General features: G+C 73.3%; 15 protein-coding genes. 10 read left to right on the forward strand and 5 right to left on the reverse strand.

Annotated elements, in window-relative coordinates; translation table 11 throughout:
• Positions 1–18 precede the first annotated feature (18 nt).
• On the forward strand, positions 19–1,089 hold the full coding sequence (locus ACZ7BZ_RS28345; RefSeq protein ID WP_470360808.1) for an ABC transporter substrate-binding protein: 1,071 nt from the start codon (positions 19–21) through the stop codon (positions 1,087–1,089).
• Positions 1,090–1,145: 56 nt separating this feature from the next.
• Here the strand turns inward: ACZ7BZ_RS28345 and ACZ7BZ_RS28350 are convergent, their stop codons facing one another.
• Both ACZ7BZ_RS28350 and ACZ7BZ_RS28355 read right to left on the reverse strand, forming a co-directional pair.
• The gene (locus ACZ7BZ_RS28350) at positions 1,146–2,048 is read right to left on the reverse strand and encodes a sucrase ferredoxin (RefSeq protein WP_470360809.1); all 903 of its coding nucleotides are present in this window, start codon (positions 2,046–2,048) and stop codon (positions 1,146–1,148) included.
• A 179-nt stretch (positions 2,049–2,227) separates the two neighbouring features.
• Positions 2,228–4,678 (reverse strand): DNA gyrase/topoisomerase IV subunit A, encoded by a 2,451-nt coding sequence (locus ACZ7BZ_RS28355; RefSeq protein ID WP_470360810.1) that lies wholly within the window; start codon positions 4,676–4,678, stop codon positions 2,228–2,230.
• Positions 4,679–4,984: 306 nt separating this feature from the next.
• Between ACZ7BZ_RS28355 and ACZ7BZ_RS28360 the strand changes: the two genes are divergently transcribed.
• From ACZ7BZ_RS28360 to ACZ7BZ_RS28370, 3 genes are all read left to right on the forward strand, one after another.
• On the forward strand, positions 4,985–6,319 hold the full coding sequence (locus tag ACZ7BZ_RS28360; protein ID WP_380462246.1) for a M16 family metallopeptidase: 1,335 nt from the start codon (positions 4,985–4,987) through the stop codon (positions 6,317–6,319).
• Positions 6,320–6,339: 20 nt separating this feature from the next.
• Complete coding sequence (locus ACZ7BZ_RS28365; RefSeq protein WP_470360826.1) at positions 6,340–7,704, forward strand: M16 family metallopeptidase; 1,365 nt, start codon at positions 6,340–6,342, stop codon at positions 7,702–7,704.
• Between the two features lie 325 nt (positions 7,705–8,029).
• On the forward strand, positions 8,030–9,223 hold the full coding sequence (locus ACZ7BZ_RS28370; protein ID WP_470360811.1) for an RtcB family protein: 1,194 nt from the start codon (positions 8,030–8,032) through the stop codon (positions 9,221–9,223).
• A gap of 79 nt (positions 9,224–9,302) precedes the next feature.
• On the opposite strand, the gene ACZ7BZ_RS28375 is transcribed toward ACZ7BZ_RS28370, so the two are convergent.
• A complete protein-coding gene (locus ACZ7BZ_RS28375) occupies positions 9,303–9,584 on the reverse strand; it encodes an HPr family phosphocarrier protein (RefSeq protein ID WP_380462248.1) in 282 nt (93 codons plus the stop codon).
• Between the two features lie 227 nt (positions 9,585–9,811).
• Here ACZ7BZ_RS28375 and ACZ7BZ_RS28380 point away from each other — a divergent pair, with 227 nt between their 5' ends.
• The 4 genes from ACZ7BZ_RS28380 (at position 9,812) to ACZ7BZ_RS28395 (ending at position 15,363) form a co-directional block, all read left to right on the forward strand.
• Entirely contained in the window at positions 9,812–12,658 is a 2,847-nt protein-coding gene (locus tag ACZ7BZ_RS28380; RefSeq protein WP_470360812.1) for a bifunctional acetate--CoA ligase family protein/GNAT family N-acetyltransferase, read from the forward strand.
• Between the two features lie 92 nt (positions 12,659–12,750).
• Entirely contained in the window at positions 12,751–13,350 is a 600-nt protein-coding gene (locus ACZ7BZ_RS28385; RefSeq protein ID WP_380417931.1) for a DUF5998 family protein, read from the forward strand.
• A 107-nt stretch (positions 13,351–13,457) separates the two neighbouring features.
• Positions 13,458–14,645, forward strand: a complete 1,188-nt coding sequence (locus tag ACZ7BZ_RS28390; RefSeq protein WP_470360813.1) for an alkaline phosphatase family protein — start codon at positions 13,458–13,460, stop codon at positions 14,643–14,645.
• A gap of 61 nt (positions 14,646–14,706) precedes the next feature.
• Complete coding sequence (locus tag ACZ7BZ_RS28395; protein WP_380462251.1) at positions 14,707–15,363, forward strand: thymidine kinase; 657 nt, start codon at positions 14,707–14,709, stop codon at positions 15,361–15,363.
• A gap of 16 nt (positions 15,364–15,379) precedes the next feature.
• Here ACZ7BZ_RS28395 and ACZ7BZ_RS28400 read toward each other — a convergent pair whose 3' ends face one another.
• Entirely contained in the window at positions 15,380–16,120 is a 741-nt protein-coding gene (locus ACZ7BZ_RS28400; protein ID WP_470360827.1) for a VOC family protein, read from the reverse strand.
• A gap of 166 nt (positions 16,121–16,286) precedes the next feature.
• Between ACZ7BZ_RS28400 and ACZ7BZ_RS28405 the strand changes: the two genes are divergently transcribed.
• Entirely contained in the window at positions 16,287–17,162 is an 876-nt protein-coding gene (locus ACZ7BZ_RS28405; RefSeq protein WP_470360814.1) for a sulfurtransferase, read from the forward strand.
• Positions 17,163–17,223: 61 nt separating this feature from the next.
• Here the strand turns inward: ACZ7BZ_RS28405 and sepH are convergent, their stop codons facing one another.
• Positions 17,224–18,303 carry a septation protein SepH gene (gene sepH, locus ACZ7BZ_RS28410; protein ID WP_465749501.1) on the reverse strand — a complete coding sequence of 360 codons (1,080 nt, stop codon included), beginning with the start codon at positions 18,301–18,303 and terminating at the stop codon, positions 17,224–17,226.
• 517 nt (positions 18,304–18,820) lie between these two features.
• Between sepH and ACZ7BZ_RS28415 the strand changes: the two genes are divergently transcribed.
• Entirely contained in the window at positions 18,821–19,699 is an 879-nt protein-coding gene (locus tag ACZ7BZ_RS28415) for a hypothetical protein (RefSeq protein WP_470360815.1), read from the forward strand.

The raw sequence follows: 19,699 nt of genomic DNA on the forward strand, positions 1-19,699 counted from the left end.
CAGAGAGGCTCCCCCACGATGCGCCCGCACCCGACCGGCAGAGCTGCCGCCGCCGTCCTCGCCGCCGCCCTGGTCCTCCCGCTCTCCGCCTGCGCCAACGACGCCGCCTCCTCGGCCCACGGCGCCGCCCCGGCCGGGCAGCAGGTCGACGGCCCCAAGGTCAAGATCATGGTCGGCGGCTTGGACAAGGTCATCTACCTGCCCGCGATGCTCACCCAGCAACTCGGCTACTTCGCCGAGGCCGGAGTCAACGTCGAGCTGCTCACCGAGCCGGCCGGCGTCAACGCCACCACCGCGCTGCTGGCCGGTGACGTCCAGGGCGCCGTCGGCTTCTACGACCACACCATCGACCTCCAGGCCAAGGGCAAGCACGTCGAGTCGGTGGTCCAGTTCGCCCAGGCCCCCGGTGAGGTCGAACTCGTCTCCGCCAAGCAGGCCGACGCCATCAAGTCCGGCGCCGACTTCAAGGGCAAGAAGCTCGGCGTGACCAGCATCGGCTCCTCCACCGACTTCCTCACCAAGTACCTCGCGGTCAAGAACGGCGCCTCCGTCAGCGACTTCAGCCCGATCGCGGTCGGCGCCGGCCAGACCTTCATCGCCGCCCTCCAGCAGGGCAGCATCGACGCCGGGATGACCACCGACCCGACCGTCGCCGCCGTCCTCGACAAGGGCCTCGGCAAGATCCTCTACGACATGCGCACCCCCGAGGGCTCGCGCCAGGCGCTCGGCGGGCTCTACCCCTCGTCGTCGCTGTACATGAACACCGAGTGGGTGGAGAAGAACAAGGAGACCACCCAGAAGCTCGCCGGCGCCTTCGTGAAGACCCTCAAGTGGATGTCCACCCACAGCCCGGAGGAGATCGCGGCGAAGATGCCCGCCGACTACGCCCAGGGCGGTGCCGAGCAGTACGCGGCGGCGATCAAGTCCACCCTGCCGATGTTCACCACCGACGGGGTGATGCCGGCCGACGGGCCCAAGACCGTGCTCGCGGTGCTCGCCGCCTTCCACCCGGACGTCAAGGGCAAGGAGGGGACGATAGACCTGGCCAAGACGTACACCACCGAGTTCGTCGGCAAGGCCACCGGCTGAGCCCGGCGCCCGTCGGTCCCGCGCTCACCCCCACGGGCGCGGGGCCGCCGCGGTGTTCAGAGCCCCCGTACGGACAGCACGTCCATCCGCGACGGCGTCCCCGCCGCCTTGCCGCAGCTCTCCGGACGCGGCGGCTCGCTCACCGACTCGATCACGTCCACTTCCCAGGCCCGGCCGTCCCGGTGCACCACCCGCACCAGCCAGCGGCCCGCGCCGTCCGGCCGCTGCACCAGGGTCAGTGCCGCCGCCCCGGTCTCGCCGGTCGCCAGCCGCACCGCGTGCTCGGCCGCCTGGCCCGGACGCTCCCAGCCCGAGCAGCCCCGCGACCACTCCGGCACCATGTGCCCGGCCGCCGTCGCCGCCAGCACCTCCTTGGCGCTCTCCGGCGTCAGCCGCCCGTACGCGTAGCCGTACGGCAGCACCAGCATGGTGGGGGAGAAGCGGTGCCCGCCCAGGTGGGTCACCTCCCACACTTCGCTGTGCCCGGCCGCCGCCAGCTCGGCCGCGAGCGGACGGCCCAGCAGCGCGCAGCAGCGGTCCCGGCGGCCGTTGGTGCACACCAGGGCCAGCGGGCCGCCGACGTGCTCCACCCCGAAACCCGTGTGGTCGCCGACGCCCAGCGCCGCGAAGTCCAGCTCCAGCAGCTCCGCCGGGTCCCCGACCTGCGCCCGGCGCACCCAACCGCGGCCCGGCACCACGTGGGCCACGACCACCTCGTGCCGCGCGGTCGGCAGGCAGTCCGCGTGCCGGCCCGGCCGCCGGATCAGGGCCACCCGCACGCCGGTGCCCGCAGCGGCCGCCTCCAGGGCTCGCCCGACCGCCGTGTCGAGGTGGCTCTCGGCCAGCGCCTTCGCGCCCCACGGGCCGTTCTGCTCCAGCAGCAGCCAGGTGGTCGCGACCGCCGCCGTCGCGGTCAGCGGTTCCGAAAGTTCACGCGACACGGTCGCACAGGTGCTCACTTGGGCAAGGCTACCCTCAGCCGTTCGGGCCGGCCGGAGGGCCGGGAACAGGCCTCGGACGAGCCCGCGACGGCCCCGGACACGTCGGAGGGCGGGGCACCCACAGGCACCCCGCCCCCGAACCGGGCATCATGCCGGGCCGGGCATCATGCCGGGCCGGGCATCATGCCGGGCCGGCGTCACGCCGGACCCGCCACCACCGCGATCGGCGCCGCCACCGGGGTGCCCGAGCCGTCCCGGCGCGGGTCGCGCTCCGGCAGGTCGACCGGCGCGCCCTTGGCACCGGCCGCGCGGGCCGGGGCCGCACCCGCCCAGGCGAACGCCAGCGCGTCCTCGCCCCGCAGGAAGCGCTGGCAGCGGACGCCGCCGGTCGCCCGGCCCTTGCGCGGGTACTGCTCGAACGGAGTGACCTTCCAGGACGACTGCTCGTCACCGGACAGGGTGCCGGAGGCGCCCGCCACCGAGACCACCACCGCGTCCACGGCCGGATCCACCGCCGTGAACGACAGCACGCGCGCGCCGTCCGCCAGCTTGATGCCCGCCATGCCGCCCGCCGGACGACCCTGCGGACGGACCTGCCCCGCCGGGTAGCGCAGCAGCTGGGCGTCCGAGGTGATGAAGACCAGATCCTCCTCGCCGGTGCGCAGTTCGACAGCGCCCACCAGCTCGTCGCCGTCCTTGAGGGCGATCACCTCGAACTCGTCCTTGTTCGCCGGCCACTCCGGCACCACCCGCTTCACCACGCCCTGCACCGTGCCCAGCGCCAGCCCCGGCGACGACTCGTCCAGCGTGGTCAGCGCCAGCACCCGCTCCCCGGCCTCCAGCCGCAGGAACTCCCCAACCGCGGCGCCGCCCGCCAGCGTCGGCGACGGCATCGGCGGCAGCGCCGGCAGGTCGATCACCGGCAGCCGAAGCACCCGGCCCGCCGACGTCACCACACCCACGTCCGCCCGCGCCGTGGCCGGCACCGCCGACACGATCACGTCGTGCTTGGCCCGCTTCTCCGACAGCTCGAACGGCTCGCCGTCCGCCGTCCGCGCCAGCAGCCCCGTCGAGGACAGCAGCACCCGGCACGGGTCGTCCGCCACCTCCAGCGGCACCGACAGCGCCGCCGACGGGGCCGCCCCCGCCTCCAGCAGCACCGTGCGCCGCTCCGTCCCGAACTGCTTGGACACCGCGCCAAGTTCGGACGACACCACGCTGCGCAGCTTGGTGTCCGACTCCAGGATCTCGGTCAGCTCCGCGATCTCCGAGTTCAGCTTCGCCTTCTCCTGCTCCAGCTCCACCCGGTCGAACCTGGTCAGCCGGCGCAGCGGGGTGTCCAGGATGTAGCCGGTCTGCGTCTCCGACAGCGAGAAGCGCTCCATCAGGCGCTCCTTCGCCTGCTGGGCGTTGTCACTCGACCGGATGATCGCGATGACCTCGTCGATGTCGACCAGGGCCACCAGCAGACCCTCGACCAGGTGCAGCCGCTCCTCCCGCTTGCGGCGGCGGAAGTCGCTGCGCCGGCGCACCACCGTGAAGCGGTGGTCGACGTAGACCTCCAACAGCTCCTTCAGGCCCAGCGTCAGCGGCTGCCCGTCCACCAGCGCCACGTTGTTGATGCCGAAGGTCTCCTCCAACGGCGTCAGCTTGTAGAGCTGCTCCAGCAGCGCCTCCGGCACGAAGCCGTTCTTCACCTCGATCACCAGCCGCAGCCCGTGCTCGCGGTCGGTGAGGTCCTTGACGTCCGCGATGCCCTGCAGCTTCTTCGCGTTGACCAGGTCCTTGATCTTCGAGATGACCTTCTCCGGGCCGACGTTGTACGGCAGCTCGGTCACCACGATGCCCTTGCGGCGCGCCGTGACGTTCTCGATCGTCGTGGTCGCCCGGATCCTGAACGTGCCGCGACCCGACTCGTAGGCGTCCCGGATCCCCGACAGGCCGACGATCCGCCCGCCGGTCGGGAGGTCCGGACCGGGCACGAACCGCATCAGGGTGTCCAGGTCCGCGGTCGGGTGCTTGATCAGGTGCCGGGCCGCGGCCACCACCTCGGACAGGTTGTGCGGCGGCATGTTGGTCGCCATGCCGACCGCGATGCCCGTCGCACCGTTCACCAGCAGGTTCGGGAACGCGGCCGGCAGCGCCAGCGGCTCCTGCTCGCTGCCGTCGTAGTTCGGCCCGAAGTCGACGGTGTCCTCGTGGATCGACTCCACCATCGCCATCGAGGCCGCCGTCAGCCGCGACTCGGTGTAACGCATCGCCGCCGGCGGGTCGTCGTTGCCCAGCGAACCGAAGTTGCCGTGCCCGTCGATCAGCGGCAGCCGCATCGAGAACGGCTGCGCCATGCGCACCACCGAGTCGTAGATCGACTGGTCGCCGTGCGGGTGCAGCCGGCCCATCACCTCGCCCACCACGCGGGCGCACTTCACGTGCGCGCGGTCCGGGCGCAGGCCCATCTCGTTGGCCTGGTACAGGATCCGGCGGTGCACGGGCTTCAGACCGTCCCGCGCGTCGGGCAGCGCACGCGAGTAGATCACCGAGTAGGCGTACTCCAGGAAGGAGCCCTGCATCTCGTCCACGACGTCGACGTCGAGGATCCGCTCCTCGAAGTCTCCGGGCGGCGGGGTCTGCGAACTGCGGCGGGCCATCGCGGCGGGGCTCCCTTACGTGTCGCTGGCTGTGGCGGCGGCCGGTGGTCGGCCGGCCGTCGGGCGTCGGAACGGGCGGTGCCGTCCTGATGCACCGTCCTGCCGCCGCGACCGTCAACCGGACGCGACCGACAGGGCACGGCGCCCCCATTGTGGACCCTCGCGCCGACACTCCCGGTCAGCGGCCCTCTTCCGCCCCTGGCGAACGCCACTTCCGCGCGGACACAAACACGCCCCCCACGCGTTGCACCACAATGGGGGACGCCACACGAACCCCGACATCGACGACGGGAAGGACCCGAGCGCATGGCCAACCCGGCCCCCGCCTCCAGCCGAGGCATCGCCATCACCGAGCACCGCCTGGCCAACGGCCTGCGCGTCGTCCTCTCCGAGGACCGCCTCACCCCGGTCGCTGCGGTCTGCCTCTGGTACGACGTGGGCTCCCGCCACGAGGTCAAGGGCCGCACCGGCCTGGCCCACCTCTTCGAGCACCTGATGTTCCAGGGCTCCGCCAACGTCTCCAACAACGGCCACTTCGAGCTGGTCCAGGGCGCCGGCGGCTCGCTCAACGGCACCACCAGCTTCGAGCGCACCAACTACTACGAGACCATGCCCGCCCACCAGCTGGAGCTCGCCCTCTGGCTGGAGGCCGACCGGATGGGCTCGCTGCTCGCCGCCCTCGACGAGACGTCCATGGAGAACCAGCGCGCCGTCGTCAAGAACGAGCGCCGCCAGCGCTACGACAACGTCCCGTACGGCACGGCCTTCGAGAAGCTCACCGCGCTCTCCTACCCCGACGGCCACCCGTACCACCACACCCCGATCGGCTCGATGGCCGACCTCGACGCCGCCACCCTCGAGGACGCCCGCGCGTTCTTCCGCACCTACTACGCGCCCAACAACGCGGTGCTGTCCGTGGTCGGCGACATCGACCCCGAGCAGACCATCGCCTGGGTCGAGAAGTACTTCGGCTCCATCCCCGCCCACGACGGCAAGCGGCCGCCGCGCTCCGGCGAACTCCCCGACACCATCGGCCGCGAGCTGCGCCAGAACCTCGCCGAGGACGTCCCCTCCCGCGCCCTGATGGCCGCCTACCGCCTGCCGCACGACGGCACCCGGGAGGCCGACGCCGCCGACCTCGCGCTCACCATCCTCGGCAGCGGAGAGTCCAGCCGCCTCTACAACCGGCTCGTCCGTCGCGACCGCACCGCCGTCGCCGCCGGGTTCGGCCTGCTGCGCCTGGCCGGCGCCCCCAGCCTCGGCTGGCTCGACGTCAAGACCTCCGGCGACGCCACCATCGCGCAGATCGACGCCGCCGTCGACGAGGAGCTCGCCCGCTTCGCCGCCGAGGGCCCCACCCCCGAGGAACTCGAGCGCGCCCAGGCCCAGATCGAGCGCGAGTGGCTCGACCGGCTCACCACCGTCGCCGGCCGTGCCGACGAACTCTGCCGCTACGCCGTCCTGTTCGGCGACCCAAAGCTGCTGAACGACGCCCTCCCCAAGGTCCTCGACGTCACCGCCGAGGAGGTCCAGGCCGTCGCCAAGGCCCGGCTCCACCCCGACAACCGGGCCGTCCTCGTCTACGAGCCGACCGCCGCCGCTTCCGACGCCGCTTCCGAAGAGGAGGGTGCCGCCGTATGAGCACCGACTACGTCCCCGCGATGACCTTCCACCCCCAGCCCCAGCCCGGAACCCCCGGCCCGTGGGCCTTCCCCGCCCCCGAGCGCGCCGCCCTCGGCAACGGCATCACGGTGCTGCACTGCCACCGGCCCGGCCAGCAACTGGTCGCCGTCGAGGTCCTCCTCGACGCCCCGCTCGCCGCCGAACCCGAGGGCCTCGACGGCATCGCCGCGATCCTCGCCCGCGCCCTCAACGAGGGCACCGACACCCTCACCGCCGAGGAGTTCGCCGGCGAGCTGGAGCGCGCCGGGGCCACCCTGGACGCCCACGCCGACCACCCGTGCATCCGGGTCGCCCTGGAGGTCCCCGCCTCCCGGCTGCAGCGCGGCCTCACCCTGCTCGCCGACGCCCTGCGCGCCCCCGCCCTGCCCGCGGAGGAGATCGAGCGCCTGGTCGCCAACCGGCTCGACGAGATCGTCCACGAGCAGGCCAACCCCGCCCGGCGCGCCGCCAAGGCCCTCTACGCCGAGCTCTTCGACGCCGCGGACCGCCTCTCCCGGCCCCGCAGCGGCACCGCCGACACCGTCAAGTCGATCGACCGGGCCGCCGTCAAGGCCTTCTACGACGCCCACGTGCGGCCCGCGACCACCACCGTCGTGGTGGTCGGCGACCTCACCGGCGTCGACCTGCCCGCCCTGCTGGAGAGCACCCTCGGCACCTGGACCGGCAGCACCGCCGAGCCCTCCGTCCACGCCCCCGTCACCGGCGACGACCACGGCCGCGTCCTCATCGTCGACCGCCCCGGCTCCGTCCAGACCCAGCTGCTGATCGGCCGGATCGGCCCCGACCGCCACGACCCGGTCTGGGCCGCCCAGATCCTCGGCACCTACTGCCTCGGCGGCACCCTCACCTCCCGCCTCGACCGCGTCCTGCGCGAGGAGAAGGGCTACACCTACGGCGTCCGGGCCTTCGCCCAGCCGCTGCGCTCCGCCGCCGACGGCACCGGCCGCTCGCTGCTCGCCATCAGCGGCTCGGTGGACACCGCCTCCACCGCCCCCGCGCTCGCCGACACCTGGACCATCCTGCGCACCCTCGCCGCCGAGGGCCTCACCGACGCCGAGCGCGACGAGGCGGTGCAGTTCCTGGTCGGCGTCGCGCCGCTGAAGTACGAGACGGCGGGCTCGGTCGCAGGGACCCTGGCCGACCAGGTCGAGCAGCACCTCGCCGACGACTACCAGGCCGAGGTCTACCGCCAGCTGGCCGAACTGCCCACCGCCGCGGCCACCGAGGCCGTGGTCGCGGCCTTCCCGCCGGACCGCCTGGTCACCGTGCTGGTCGGCGACGCCGCCGCGATCGAGGCGGACGTGCGGGCGCTCGGCATCGGCGAGGTCACCGTCGTCAGCTGACGCCGTGAGCCGTCGTACCCCGGCCCGGTGGAGCACCCGCTCCGCCGGGCCGGACGCGTTTTTAAATCCGTTGCGGGCCCGTCCCGTTCCGTGGATAGATGTTCCCCGACGCACAGAGCGTGCGAACTGCGGACACAACGAAGGGAGGCGGTCACCATGCGGGTCGAGCGAACCATACGACGACGCTCCCCAAGGCCGTTCCTCCCCTGCTCCGCTCCGGCTGCCTGAGCGCAGCCCCTCCCGAACTTCCCCGAGCCGCGCCGGGATTCTCTTTCGCGCGGCAGCACTTCTTCCGAACCCCCCGACCGCTGGAGGTCGTTCAACCATGACGTACACCGAAGTACCCGGCATCCGGGTCCCGATCCGGATGTGGACCGACCCGGCGACGGTCGAGGGCGCGGCCATGCAGCAGCTGCGCAACATCAGCTCCCTGCCCTGGTTGCACGGCCTCGCCGTGATGCCCGACGTCCACCTGGGCAAGGGCGCGACCGTCGGCTCCGTCATCGCCATGAAGGGCGCGGTCTGCCCGGCGGCCGTCGGCGTCGACATCGGCTGCGGCATGAGCGCGGTGAAGACCTCCCTCACCGCCAAGGACCTCCCGGACGACCTCTCCGGCCTGCGCTCCAAGATCGAGCAGGCCATCCCGGTCGGCCGAGGCCTCCACACCGAGCCGGTCGACCCGACCAAGCTGCACGGTTTCCGCGCGGCGGGCTGGGACGACTTCTGGCAGCGCTTCGACGACATCGCGGAGGACGTCAAGTGGCGCCGCGAGCGGGCGATGCAGCAGATGGCGACGCTTGGCGGAGGAAATCACTTCATCGAAGTGTGCGTTGATGCGACTGGCGTGGTCTGGCTGATGCTGCACTCCGGCTCCCGCAACATCGGCAAGGAACTGGCGGAGCACCACATGGGGGCAGCCCGCTCGCTGCCGCACAACCAGGGCCTGGTCGACCGGGACCTGGCGGTCTTCCTCGCGAAGACCCCGGAGATGGCCGACTACCGCCAGGACCTCTTCTGGGCGCAGGAGTACGCGAAGCACAACCGGGCCCTGATGATGGCGCTCCTCCAGGGCGTCGTCCGAGGTGAGTTCGCCAAGGCGCAGGTCACCTTCGACGAGGTGATCAGCTGCCACCACAACTACGTGGCGGAGGAGCGGTACGACGGCGTCGACCTGCTGGTGACCCGTAAGGGCGCGATTCGGGCCGGATCCGGCGACTACGGGATCATCCCGGGTTCGATGGGGACGGGTTCCTACATCGTGCGCGGCCTGGGCAACGCGGCGTCGTTCAACTCCGCCTCACACGGCGCCGGCCGGAAGATGAGCCGCACCGCCGCGAAGAAGCGGTTCACCACGCGCGATCTGGCTGAGCAGACCAAGGGCGTGGAGTGCCGCAAGGACAGTGGCGTGGTGGACGAGATCCCGGGCGCCTACAAGTCCATCGAGAAGGTCATCGAGCAGCAGAAGGACCTGGTCGAGGTGGTCGCGCACCTCAAGCAGGTGATCTGCGTCAAGGGCTGAGAAGGCCGCGAGTCCCGCTGACAGCAGATCGGGGTGCCGCCACGATGTGGCGACACCCCGATCGGGCGGTTGCGGGGGCTCAGGCCGCGGCCGGGAGCTCGTCGAGGCCTTCGGCGACGAGCTTGGCGAGGCGGTCGAGGGCCTCGTCGGCGTTGGGGGCGTCGGAGGCCAGGATGACCTCCTCGCCGCCCTGGGCGCCGAGGGCGAGCAGGCCGAGCATGGAGGCGGCGTTGACGGGGTTGCCGCCCGGCTTGGCGATGGTGATCGGCACGCCGGTGGCCGTGACGGCCCGGACGAAGACGGAGGCGGGACGGGCGTGCAGGCCCTCGGCCCAACCGATGGTGACGCGGCGCTCGGCCATGAGACGTGCCTTTCCGGTGAAGCTGGTCACGGCCGTGCTCGGGGGAGCGGGGGAAACGGCCGTGTTGTCTAGACCAGTGTTGCACGCAGACAACCTCCGCGAGGCGTCGCGTTCGGGACTTGTGATTGTTTCTTTTCGGGGCATAAGGCCCGGCCAACGGCCGTGTCCACCCTGCCGTGGGCACGCGCCCGGCGCCATTCGGCCCGCCGCCGGATAACCTGACGATTGTGGAAGACCCGGCGGTGGCGAACCCCGCGCAACCCGACTATCCGCAGCACTGGGAAGCCGACGTCCTGCTGCGCGACGGCGGTACGGCCCGGATCCGGCCGATCACCCCCGGCGACGCCGGGCGGCTGGTGGAGTTCTACGAGCAGGTCTCGGACCAGTCCAAGTACTTCCGCTTCTTCGCCCCGTACCCGCGGCTCTCCGACAAGGACGTCCGCCGCTTCACCCACCACGACTTCGTGAACCGGGTCGGCCTCGCCGTGGTGGTCCGGGACCACTTCATCGCCACCGTCCGCTACGACCGGATCGACGCCGAGGGCCGCCCCTCCGACGACGGCACCGACGCCGAGGTCGCCTTCCTGGTCCAGGACGCCCACCAGGGCCGCGGCGTGGCCTCCGCCCTGCTGGAGCACATCGCGGCGGTGGCCCAGGAGCGCGGCATCCGCCGCTTCCAGGCCGAGGTGCTGCCGGAGAACCGCAAGATGGTGAAGGTCTTCACCGATGCCGGCTACACCCAGCGCCGCAGCTTCGCCGACGGCGTGGTGCACCTGGAGTTCGACCTCGAACAGACCGACCGCTCGCTCGCCGTGATGCGCGCCCGCGAGCACCGTGCCGAGGCCCGCTCGGTGCAGCGGCTGCTGACCCCGCGCTCGGTGGCCGTGCTCGGGGTCTCCCGCAATCCGCAGACCGTCGGCCGGGCCCTGCTACGCGACCTGCTCGGCAGCTTCGACAGCGAGTTCGAGAGCCGGTACGAGCCCAAGGACGCCCCGCGCGCCGTGTACGCGGTGAACCGCAGCGCCCCGCCCGGCACCGAGCTGGACGGCGTCCCGGTGCACCGTTCGATTCTGGACATTCCCGGACCGGTCGACCTCGCGGTGATCGCCGTCCCCGAGAGCGCCGTCCCGGCGGCCGTCGCCGAGTGCGGCGCGCACGGCGTGCAGGGCCTGGTGGTGGTCACCGCCGGCTACGCGGAGACCGGCCCGGAGGGCCGCGACCGCCAGCGCGCCCTGGTCCGCCAGGCCCGCGCGGCGGGCATGCGGGTGATCGGCCCGAACGCCTTCGGCCTGATCAACACCGACCCCGACCGCCCGCTGAACGCCTCGCTCGCCCCGCACCTGCCGTCCCGCGGCGGCTACGGGATCTTCTGCCAGTCCGGGGCCATCGGCGTGGCCCTGCTGGAGTCCGCCCACCGGCGCGGCCTGGGCATCTCCTCCTTCGCCTCGGTCGGCAACCGCGCGGACGTCTCCGGCAACGACTTCCTCCAGTACTGGGCCGAGGACGAGTCCACCGAGGTGGTGCTGCTGTACCTGGAGTCCTTCGGCAACCCCCGCAAGTTCACCCGGATCGCGCGCCGACTGGCCACCGCCAAGCCGGTGGTCGTGGTCAAGGGGGCCCGCCACACCGGCAGTCTGCCGCCCGGCCACGCCGTCCCGGCCACCGCAACCGGCCTGCGCGACGCCACCGTGGACGCCCTGTTCGAGCAGGCCGGGGTGACCAGGGTGGCGACCATCACCGAACTGTTCGACACCGGTGAGCTGCTCGGCCAGCAGCCGCTGCCGCCCGGGGACCGGGTCGCCGTGGTCGGCAACTCCGACTCCCTCGGGCTGCTCACCTACGACGCCTGCCTGAGCGCCGGACTGCGTCCGCGCACGCCCGTCGACCTCACCACCGGCGCGACCGGTGAGAACTTCCGGATCGCCCTGGACGTCGCGCTCAGCGACCCCGCCGTGGACGCGGTGATCGCCGTCGCCATCCCGCCGATCGGCACCTCCGCGCACGCCTTCATGGGCGGCCGGCTGACCGGCTCGGACGACCCGGAGTTGGGCTCGGACGACCCGGAGATCGCCACCGCCCTGCTCGAAGCGGGCGAGCGCGCGCGGGGATTGGGCAAGCCCCTGGTGCTGGCCCACCTGGCCCTGACCGACCTGCCGACCCGGCTGCGCCCGGGCGGAATCCCGGCCTACCCGGCGCCCGAGCGCGCCGTACGCGCCCTCGCGCACGCCGTGCACTACGCCCAGTGGCGCCGCCGTACCGCCGCGGCGGAGGAGACGGCGCGCGTCCCCGACCTGGACCGGATCGACGAGCCCGGCGCCCGCACCCTGGTGGAGGCGGCGCTCAGCACCCGCAGCGCAGTTGCCGCGCGCACCCAGCCCGGCGGCGCCCGGATCACCCTGTCCGACGCCGAGTCCCGGCTGCTGCTGGCCCGCTACGGCATCGACGTCTCGCCGACGCTGCCCGCCCCGGACGAGGAGGCCGCCGTCCGGGCCGCCGAGCAGCTCGGCTACCCGGTGGCCCTGAAGGCGACGGCCCCGCACCTGCGCCACCGCCCCGACCTGGGCAGCGTCCGGCTGGACCTCACCGGCGAGCCGGGCCTGCGCCGCGCCCACCGCGAACTGGACGCCCTGCTCGGCGGCGCGGTCGGGGCCCAGCTGGTGGTGCAGCGGTTGGCCCCGCGCGGGGTGGACACCGTGATCGGCGCCACCGTCGACCCGGCGGTCGGCGCGATCCTGTCCTTCGGCCTGGCCGGCGCCCCCGCCGAGCTGCTGGGTGACGTCGCCCACCGCCTCGTCCCGGCCACCGACCAGGACGTCGCCGGGCTGATCCGGGAGGTCCGGGCGGCGCCGCTGCTGTTCGGCTGGCGCGGCGCCGAGGCGGTGGACACCGACGCGCTGGAGGAGCTGCTGCTGAGGGTGTCGCAGCTGGTGGACGACGTTCCGGAGATCGCCTCGGTGGACCTCGAACCGGTGGTCGTCGGCCCGCACGGGCTGGCGATCCTGGGGGCGCGGGTGCGGGTCGCGCCGCTTCCGATCCGCAGCGATCTGGGTCCGCGCGCGATGAGCACGCTGTAACCTTCCTTGGTTGCGCCTGCCCGTGGGCGCTGATGTCCGAAGCTCGGCGCCGCGCCGCCCGCTTCGTCGGCGGACCATGCCAGGATGGAGTTATGGCGAAGACCGGTACCACCACCACTCAGGACCTGCGCTCGGCGATCGAGCGCAGCGGCTACTACCCGGCCCTGGTGTCCGAGGCGGTGGAGTCCGCGGTGGGCCCGGAGCCGATCAGCTCCTACCTGGTGCACCAGGAGACGACCTTCGACTCCAACGAGGTGCGCCGGCACGTGACGGTGCTGGTGCTGACCCCGACCCGGTTCGTGGTGAGCCACACCGACGAGCAGTCCGGTGACGCGGGTAGCCCGGCCGTGCCGTTCGCGACCACCTCGACGGAGAGCGTCCGGCTGGACCGGATCGGCTCGGTCGTGCTGAGCCGGATGGTGGCCAACCCGGAGACGTACACCCCCGGCACGCTGCCGCGTGAGGTGGTGCTGACGATCGGCTGGGGTGCGGTGCAGCGCCTGGACCTGGAGCCGGCCGGCTGCTCCGACCCGAACTGTGAGGCCGACCACGGCTACACCGGCTCGGCGACGGCCGACGACCTCTCGCTGCGGGTGAGCGAGGCCGGGGACGGCCCGGAGACGGTGGCCCAGGCGCTGGTGTTCGCCCGGGCGCTGTCCGACGCGACGATCGACAACGGCCCGAGGGTCTGAGGCCCGGCCGAGCCCCGCCGTTCGCGCCCCCGTTTCCTGTTCGCGCCCTCGTTCGCGTCTCCGGCCGCGTGCCCGGCCGCGTTCCCGACCGCTACGAATCCGGTTCCATGTCCTTCGCACCCCCCGACGGCTACGACGCCTTCGAGATCCTCGACCCGGCCGACGCTCCCGCGCCCCCGTACGGCAGCGGCTCGCTCTGCGACCTGCTGCCCTCGGTGGCGGCGGGCCTGGGCGTCCCGGGGTTCACCGCGACCCTGCCGATCGCCCCGGCCGACCGGGCGGTGGTGTTCCTGGTGGACGGCCTCGGCTGGGAGCTGCTGCTGCGCCACCCCGAGTACGCGCCGTTCCTGTCCTCGCTGGCCGCGAGCTCGCTGGGCGGCACCGGCCGTCCGCTGACCGCGGGCTTCCCGTCGACCACCGCGACCTCGCTGGCCTCTGTCGGCACCGGGACGCCGCCGGGCCTGCACGGCCTGGCCGGGTACACGGTGGCGGTGCCGGGAGCCGACTACCTGATGAACCAGCTGCGCTGGCAGCCGCACACTGACCCGCAGGTCTGGCAGCCGTACCCGACGGTGTTCGAGCAGACCCACCGGGCCGGGGTGGCCACCGCCCAGGTGTCCTCCCCGCTGTTCGCCCAGACTCCGCTGACCAGGGTGGCGCTGTCCGGCGGCACCTTCCTGGGCCGTACCACCGGCGAGGAGCGGATGGACCTGGCCGCCTCCTGGCTGGCCGAGCACGACCGGGCACTGGTGTACACCTACGTCAGCGAGCTGGACGGCGCGGGCCACCGTTTCGGGGTGGACTCCGACGAGTGGCGGATGACGCTGGACGCGGTGGACCGGCTGGCCCGCCGGCTGGCCGAGCAGCTGCCGCCGCGCTCGGCGATGTACGTGACCGCGGACCACGGCATGATCGACATCGCGCCCGAGGACCGGATCGACTTCGACGAGGACTGGGAGCTCGGTGCCGGCGTCGCCCTGCTCGGCGGCGAGGGCCGGGCCCGGCACGTGTACGCGGTGCCGGGCGCCGCGGCCGACGTGCACACGGTCTGGAGCGAGGTGCTGGGCGACCGGATGTGGGTGGCCACCCGGGACGAGGCGATCGCCGCCGGCTGGTTCGGCCCGACCGTCGACGAGCGGGTGTACCGGCGGATCGGCGACGTGGTCGCCGCGGCGCGCGACGACATCGCGATCATCGCCTCCCGCAACGAGCCCGGCGAGTCCGCGATGATCGGCCTGCACGGCTCGATGACCCCGGTCGAGCAGTTCGTGCCGCTGCTCGAAGTCCGTCGCTGAGCCTGACCCTTGACTGCTGCGTGCCCGAACCCCCTTGATGTGAAAGGCCTTTGCTCCACCCATGGCTGAACTGGTGTTCTTCTCGGGCACGATGGACTGCGGCAAGTCGACGCTGGCGCTGCAGATGGACCACAACCACGCCGCGCGCGGTCGGCAGGGCGTGATCCTGACCCGCAACGACCGGGCCGGCGCCGCCACCATCTCCAGCCGGCTGGGCCTGCGCGCCGACGCGGTCGAGGTGACGGACGACTTCGACTTCCACGCCCACGTGGTGCACCGGCTCTCGGCGGGCGGCCGGGTGGACTACCTGATCTGTGACGAGGCGCAGTTCTTCGCCGCCGAGCAGGTCGACCAGCTGGCCCGGGTGGTGGACGAACTGGACATCGACGTCTACACCTTCGGCATCACCACGGACTTCCGCACCCGGCTGTTCCCGGGCTCGCAGCGACTGATCGAGCTGGCCGACCGGGTCGAGGTGCTGCAGGTCGAGGCGCTGTGCTGGTGCGGCGCACGGGCGACCCACAACGCCCGTACGGTCGGCGGGGTGATGGTGGTCGAGGGCGCCCAGGTGGTGATCGGCGACATCTCGGTGGCCGAGGACGAGGTCGGCTACGAGGTGCTCTGCCGCCGCCACCACCGCCGTCGGCTGACCGCCGCGACCGCCCGCGCCTCGGTGCTCTCCCCGGACGTCCTGCCGTTCGAGGAGCAGCAGGTCTGACCGGCGAGTGGGCGGGTCACGGCGCTTCGAGCACCGAGAAGTGCCCGCCCTGGGGGTCGGCCAGCCGAGCGGCGCGGCCGCGGGCGGTGTCCTGCGGCTCCACCAGGACGCGGCCGCCGAGTTCGACCGCCTGGCGGGCGGTCAGTGCGGCGTTCCGGACGGCGAAGTGGGTGCGCCAGCGCGGCGGGTGGCCGCGCAGGTCGGCGTGGTGGCGGATGCCGGCGACCGGGCGCCCGTGCACCAGCAACGCGGTCTCGTCGGCGTCGTCCCGGACCGGCCGGTCGAGCACGGTGCCGTAGAAGGCGGCGGCACCGTCGGCGTCCGGGGTGAGCAGCTCGGCCCAGGCGGGGCCGCCGGGGTCCTCCCCGGCTTCCCGGCCGAGGTGCTCCTCGGCCTGCCAGAGGCCGAAGACGGCGCCGGAGACGTCGGAGGCGATGGCCATCCGCCCGGCGCGTTCGGCCTGCACCGGCCCGACCGCGACGGTGCCGCCGCATTCGCGCACCAGCTGGGCGGTGCGGTCGGCGTCGTCCACGGCGAAGTAGGTGGTCCACTGCACCGGGAAGCCGGTGGCGGTGGAGACGCCGAGGCCGGCGACGGGGGTGCCGTCGAGCTCGGCCCGGACGTAGGCGCCGAGTTGGCCGGGCCCGGGGGAGTACGTCCAGCCGAGCAGTTCGCCGTAGAAGGCGCGGGCGCCGGGCAGGTCGTCGGTCAGCAGGCTGACCCAACAGGGCGTGCCCTGGGCCAGTCGGAGTTCCACCGCGGGCAATGCGGGCCTCCTCACGGGTGGTTGGCGCACGGAAATCCTCGCGCGCGAGGGTGATGCTTCCACTCTGGCGCGCGCCCAACCCTCGACCCGCGCGGAAAGTCCGGCAAAGAGCGCACAAAGAGCCGTGGTCGGGGCGCGCCGCGCGACAATGGCCGGCATGACCACCTTCATTGACGGTTCCCCGCTGATCTCCGCGGCCGGGCTGCGGGAGGCGCTCGCCTCCGCAAACCCGCCGGTGCTGCTGGACGTGCGCTACCAGTTGGTCGGCGCCGCGCCGGGCGGCCCGACCGCGGCCGAGGAGTACCGGGCCGGGCATCTGCCCGGCGCCCACTTCGTCGAGTTGGACCGGGACCTCGCGGCCCCGCCCGGCGCTCCTGGTCGGGGTGGGCGCCACCCGCTGCCTGACCCGGAGGAGTTCGGCGCGGCGATGCGCGGCTTCGGGGTGAGCGCCGGGCGCCCGGTCGTGGTGTACGACGGTGCGGCGTCGATGGCGGCGGCCCGGGCCTGGTGGCTGCTGCGCTGGGCCGGGCACCGGGACGTCCGGGTGCTGGACGGCGGTTTCGCGGCCTGGCGGTCGGCCGGGCTGCCGGTGACGGCCGAGCTGTCGGAGCCGGCGGAGGGTGACTTCAAGCCCGTCCCGGGGCAGTTGCCGACGGTGGACGCGGACGGCGCCGCGGCCTGGGCGCGCGAAGCCCTGCTGCTGGACGCCCGGTCGGGGGAGCGCTACCGGGGCGAGACCGAGCCGGTGGACCCGCGGGCCGGGCACGTTCCGGGCGCGGTGTCGGCGCCGACCTCCGAGAACGTGGGCCCGGACGGGAGGTTCCGCCCGGTCGCCGAACTGCTGGCCCGGTTCGCGGCGTTGGGCGCGGAGGAGGGCAAGGTCGCGGTGTACTGCGGTTCGGGAGTGACGGCGGCTCACCAGATCCTGGCGATGGCGGCGGCGGGCCTGGACGCCACGCTGTACCCGGGCTCGTGGAGCGAGTGGTCGAGCGACGCGAGCCGCCCGGTGGCGGTGACCGACCAGCCGGGCTGAGCCCGGACACGCCGGAGGGGCGGGAGGTCCGGCCTCCCGCCCCTCCGGCATGTCCGGGGACTCACTCCTGCTTCTTGCGCCGACTGCCGAAGACGATCTCGTCCCAGCTGGGCACGGTGGCCCGGCGCCCGGGCCGGACGCCGTCCGCCTCGGCCTGCCGGTCGGTGGTGCCGACCAGGCGCTCGCGGTGCGGGGCGACGGCTCGCGGCATCAGGATGTCGGCGTAGGCCGAGCCCGCGCCGACCGCCGGGGCGGCGGCCGCGGCCGGCTCCTCGCTCTCCTCGGCGACCTCGGCGGGTACCGGTTCGATCGGGGCGGGGCCGCCGACGGCGAGGTCGCCGCGGAAGGCGGGGACCACGTCGAGCAGGCTGGTCAGCGAGTCCCGGGACTCGGCGGTGGCCTCGCGCGACTCGCGGACCTCGCGGGCCGACATGATGCGGTCGGCGGAGGGCCGGTCGATCATCGGGCGGGGCGGCCGGTCCTGGGGGAGCCGGGCGATCCGCGGGATGAACGGGAAGACCGAGTCCTCCTCGCGCTCGACGGACTCGCCGATCAGCGCCCGGGCCTCGTCGTCGTTGGGCTGGACCAGGCGCCGGGGCGGGTCGTACGTCCAGGAGGCGCTGCGGCCCTCGCCGTCGGCGCGGTAGGAGAGGATGACCTCCCAGGTGCCGTCGTCGCGCCGCCAGGAGTCCCAGCGCTCGGTGTCCTTCTCGGCGCCGCGCAGGGCGAGGCGTTCGGCCACGGCCTCGCCGAGCTGCGGTCCGGGGGACTCGCCGTTGCGGCGGATGGCGGTCTTGCGGGCGCGCTCGGCCATGAAGGCGCGCTCGGCGAGGACCGGTCCTTCGAAGCGGCGGACGCGGTCGACGGAGATGCCGGCGGCCTGGGCGACCTCCTCGGCGGAGGCACCGGCTCGTATCCGGGCCTGGATGTCCCGGGGGCGGAGGTGGCTCTCGACCTCGATCTCGATCTGGCCGAGGCGCGGCCGGTCGCCGCGGATGGCGGCGCGCAGCCGCTCGTCGATGGGGAGGGTGTACTCCGTGCTGTCGGCAGCCTTGAGCACCAGCCGTGTGCCGTCGTTGCTGACGGCCACAACCCGCAGTTCGGGCACGGTTACCTCCCGGGTGGTGCCTGCCGACGTCACCTGCGTCGCTGCTCCCGTACTGAGTGTGGCCTGCCCACTCGCGACTGGCCACAACCTTGCTGAGTTCCCCGGCGTGTCGGGCTTACGCCCCGCCACACCGCTGTGGCACGGTTGCCTTTTTGCCACGTCATCCGTCGACGTCGCGCCTGGGTGTCCCGGCCGTCCTCGCACGCGGAGTGTTCGCGACGATCCGGGACCGGCGTCGCCGTGCGTGCCCGTTCCGTGGCTCTTCGTCAAGCTGCCAGTGAAGGCACAGTCGACATGTCGACCCAGGGCTCGGGCTTTACGAACAGTACTCCATTCGTGGCATCCGAAGGGGCGGCTCGCCGCTCAAGTCTCCCGCGATTCACGGGAATCTCAAGAGCGCGCGCCCCCAACAGCGGACCATCGCCGGATGAACGGTGATCATCTTCACACAATCCGGGCGCGAAGAACCGCATTTTCGTCCCTTGTGTCCTTCTTTGGGCAAGATGGAGAGGCTTGTTCGAGTATCAGTCGTACGGACCGAGGGATGTTGATGCCGGAGCGGAGCCCCGCCGAGGAGGGCGGCAAGGAGGAGCGCAAGCGGATCGATCTGAGTGTGGCTCAGGTCGTGGCGAGCGCGTTGGCCGCGGTGGTGGGCGCACTGCTCGCCTCCGAACTCGGCGTGTACGGCACGATCATGGGCGCGGCCGTGGTCAGCATCGGGGCCACCACGGGCGGCGCGGTGTTCCAGCACGTGTTCCGGCGGACCGGCGAGCAGCTGCGCGACGCGGTGGACCGCGGGCCGAACCAGACCGTGAACACCCTGCGCCAGGTGCCGGCCGGTCCGGAGCGGCCCGAGCCGTCGGCGGAGCTGCCCGCCGGACCGCCGGTGATCACCTCGGAGTGGAACGAGCCGCAGGTGGTGCGGGCGCGCCGGCGGTTGGGGTGGCGGGGTTACGCGGCGGTGTCCGGGCTGGTGTTCGTGCTGGCGATGACGCCGATCGTGGCGTTCGAGCTGGCCACCGGGCAGCCGGTGTCGGCGACGGTCAAGGGCGAGTCCGGTAACGGCACGTCCTTCGGCGGCACGGTGGCGCCCAAGGACCAGGCGCCCAAGGACGCCCCGGCGGAGCGGCCGTCCACCGGGGGCGGCGGGCGCGGCCCGGAGACCACGCCGTCCGGCGCCGCCACGGCCCCGGCGACCACCCGGCCGACCCGGGAGCCGAGCCCGACCCCGAGCGGCGGCACCGGCGGGCAGGGCGGCGACTCCTCGCCCTCGGCGGGCCCGAGCGCGAGCCCGTCCGCCGGGGCCTCCCCGTCGGCGGGCGGCGGCGCGAAGCCCACCGGCGGGACGACGCCCCAGCCGCCGCTGCCGACCGACGCCCCGGCGAACGCGACCGTCGCCCCTCCGCCGGCCGGAACCGCCGCGCCGTAG

This window comes from Kitasatospora sp. NPDC036934, assembly GCF_055608425.1.

Bases quoted from the DNA above. Each gene is read 5' to 3' on its own strand.
- ACZ7BZ_RS28345 (WP_470360808.1), top strand. From the start codon at position 19: ATGCGCCCGCACCCGACCGGCAGAGCTGCCGCCGCCGTCCTCGCCGCC.
- ACZ7BZ_RS28355 (WP_470360810.1), bottom strand. From the start codon at position 4,678: ATGGCCCGCCGCAGTTCGCAGACCCCGCCGCCCGGAGACTTCGAGGAG.
- ACZ7BZ_RS28360 (WP_380462246.1), top strand. From the start codon at position 4,985: ATGGCCAACCCGGCCCCCGCCTCCAGCCGAGGCATCGCCATCACCGAG.
- ACZ7BZ_RS28365 (WP_470360826.1), top strand. From the start codon at position 6,340: ATGACCTTCCACCCCCAGCCCCAGCCCGGAACCCCCGGCCCGTGGGCC.
- ACZ7BZ_RS28370 (WP_470360811.1), top strand. From the start codon at position 8,030: ATGACGTACACCGAAGTACCCGGCATCCGGGTCCCGATCCGGATGTGG.
- ACZ7BZ_RS28375 (WP_380462248.1), bottom strand. From the start codon at position 9,584: ATGGCCGAGCGCCGCGTCACCATCGGTTGGGCCGAGGGCCTGCACGCC.
- ACZ7BZ_RS28385 (WP_380417931.1), top strand. From the start codon at position 12,751: ATGGCGAAGACCGGTACCACCACCACTCAGGACCTGCGCTCGGCGATC.
- ACZ7BZ_RS28390 (WP_470360813.1), top strand. From the start codon at position 13,458: ATGTCCTTCGCACCCCCCGACGGCTACGACGCCTTCGAGATCCTCGAC.
- ACZ7BZ_RS28395 (WP_380462251.1), top strand. From the start codon at position 14,707: ATGGCTGAACTGGTGTTCTTCTCGGGCACGATGGACTGCGGCAAGTCG.
- ACZ7BZ_RS28405 (WP_470360814.1), top strand. From the start codon at position 16,287: ATGACCACCTTCATTGACGGTTCCCCGCTGATCTCCGCGGCCGGGCTG.
- ACZ7BZ_RS28415 (WP_470360815.1), top strand. From the start codon at position 18,821: ATGCCGGAGCGGAGCCCCGCCGAGGAGGGCGGCAAGGAGGAGCGCAAG.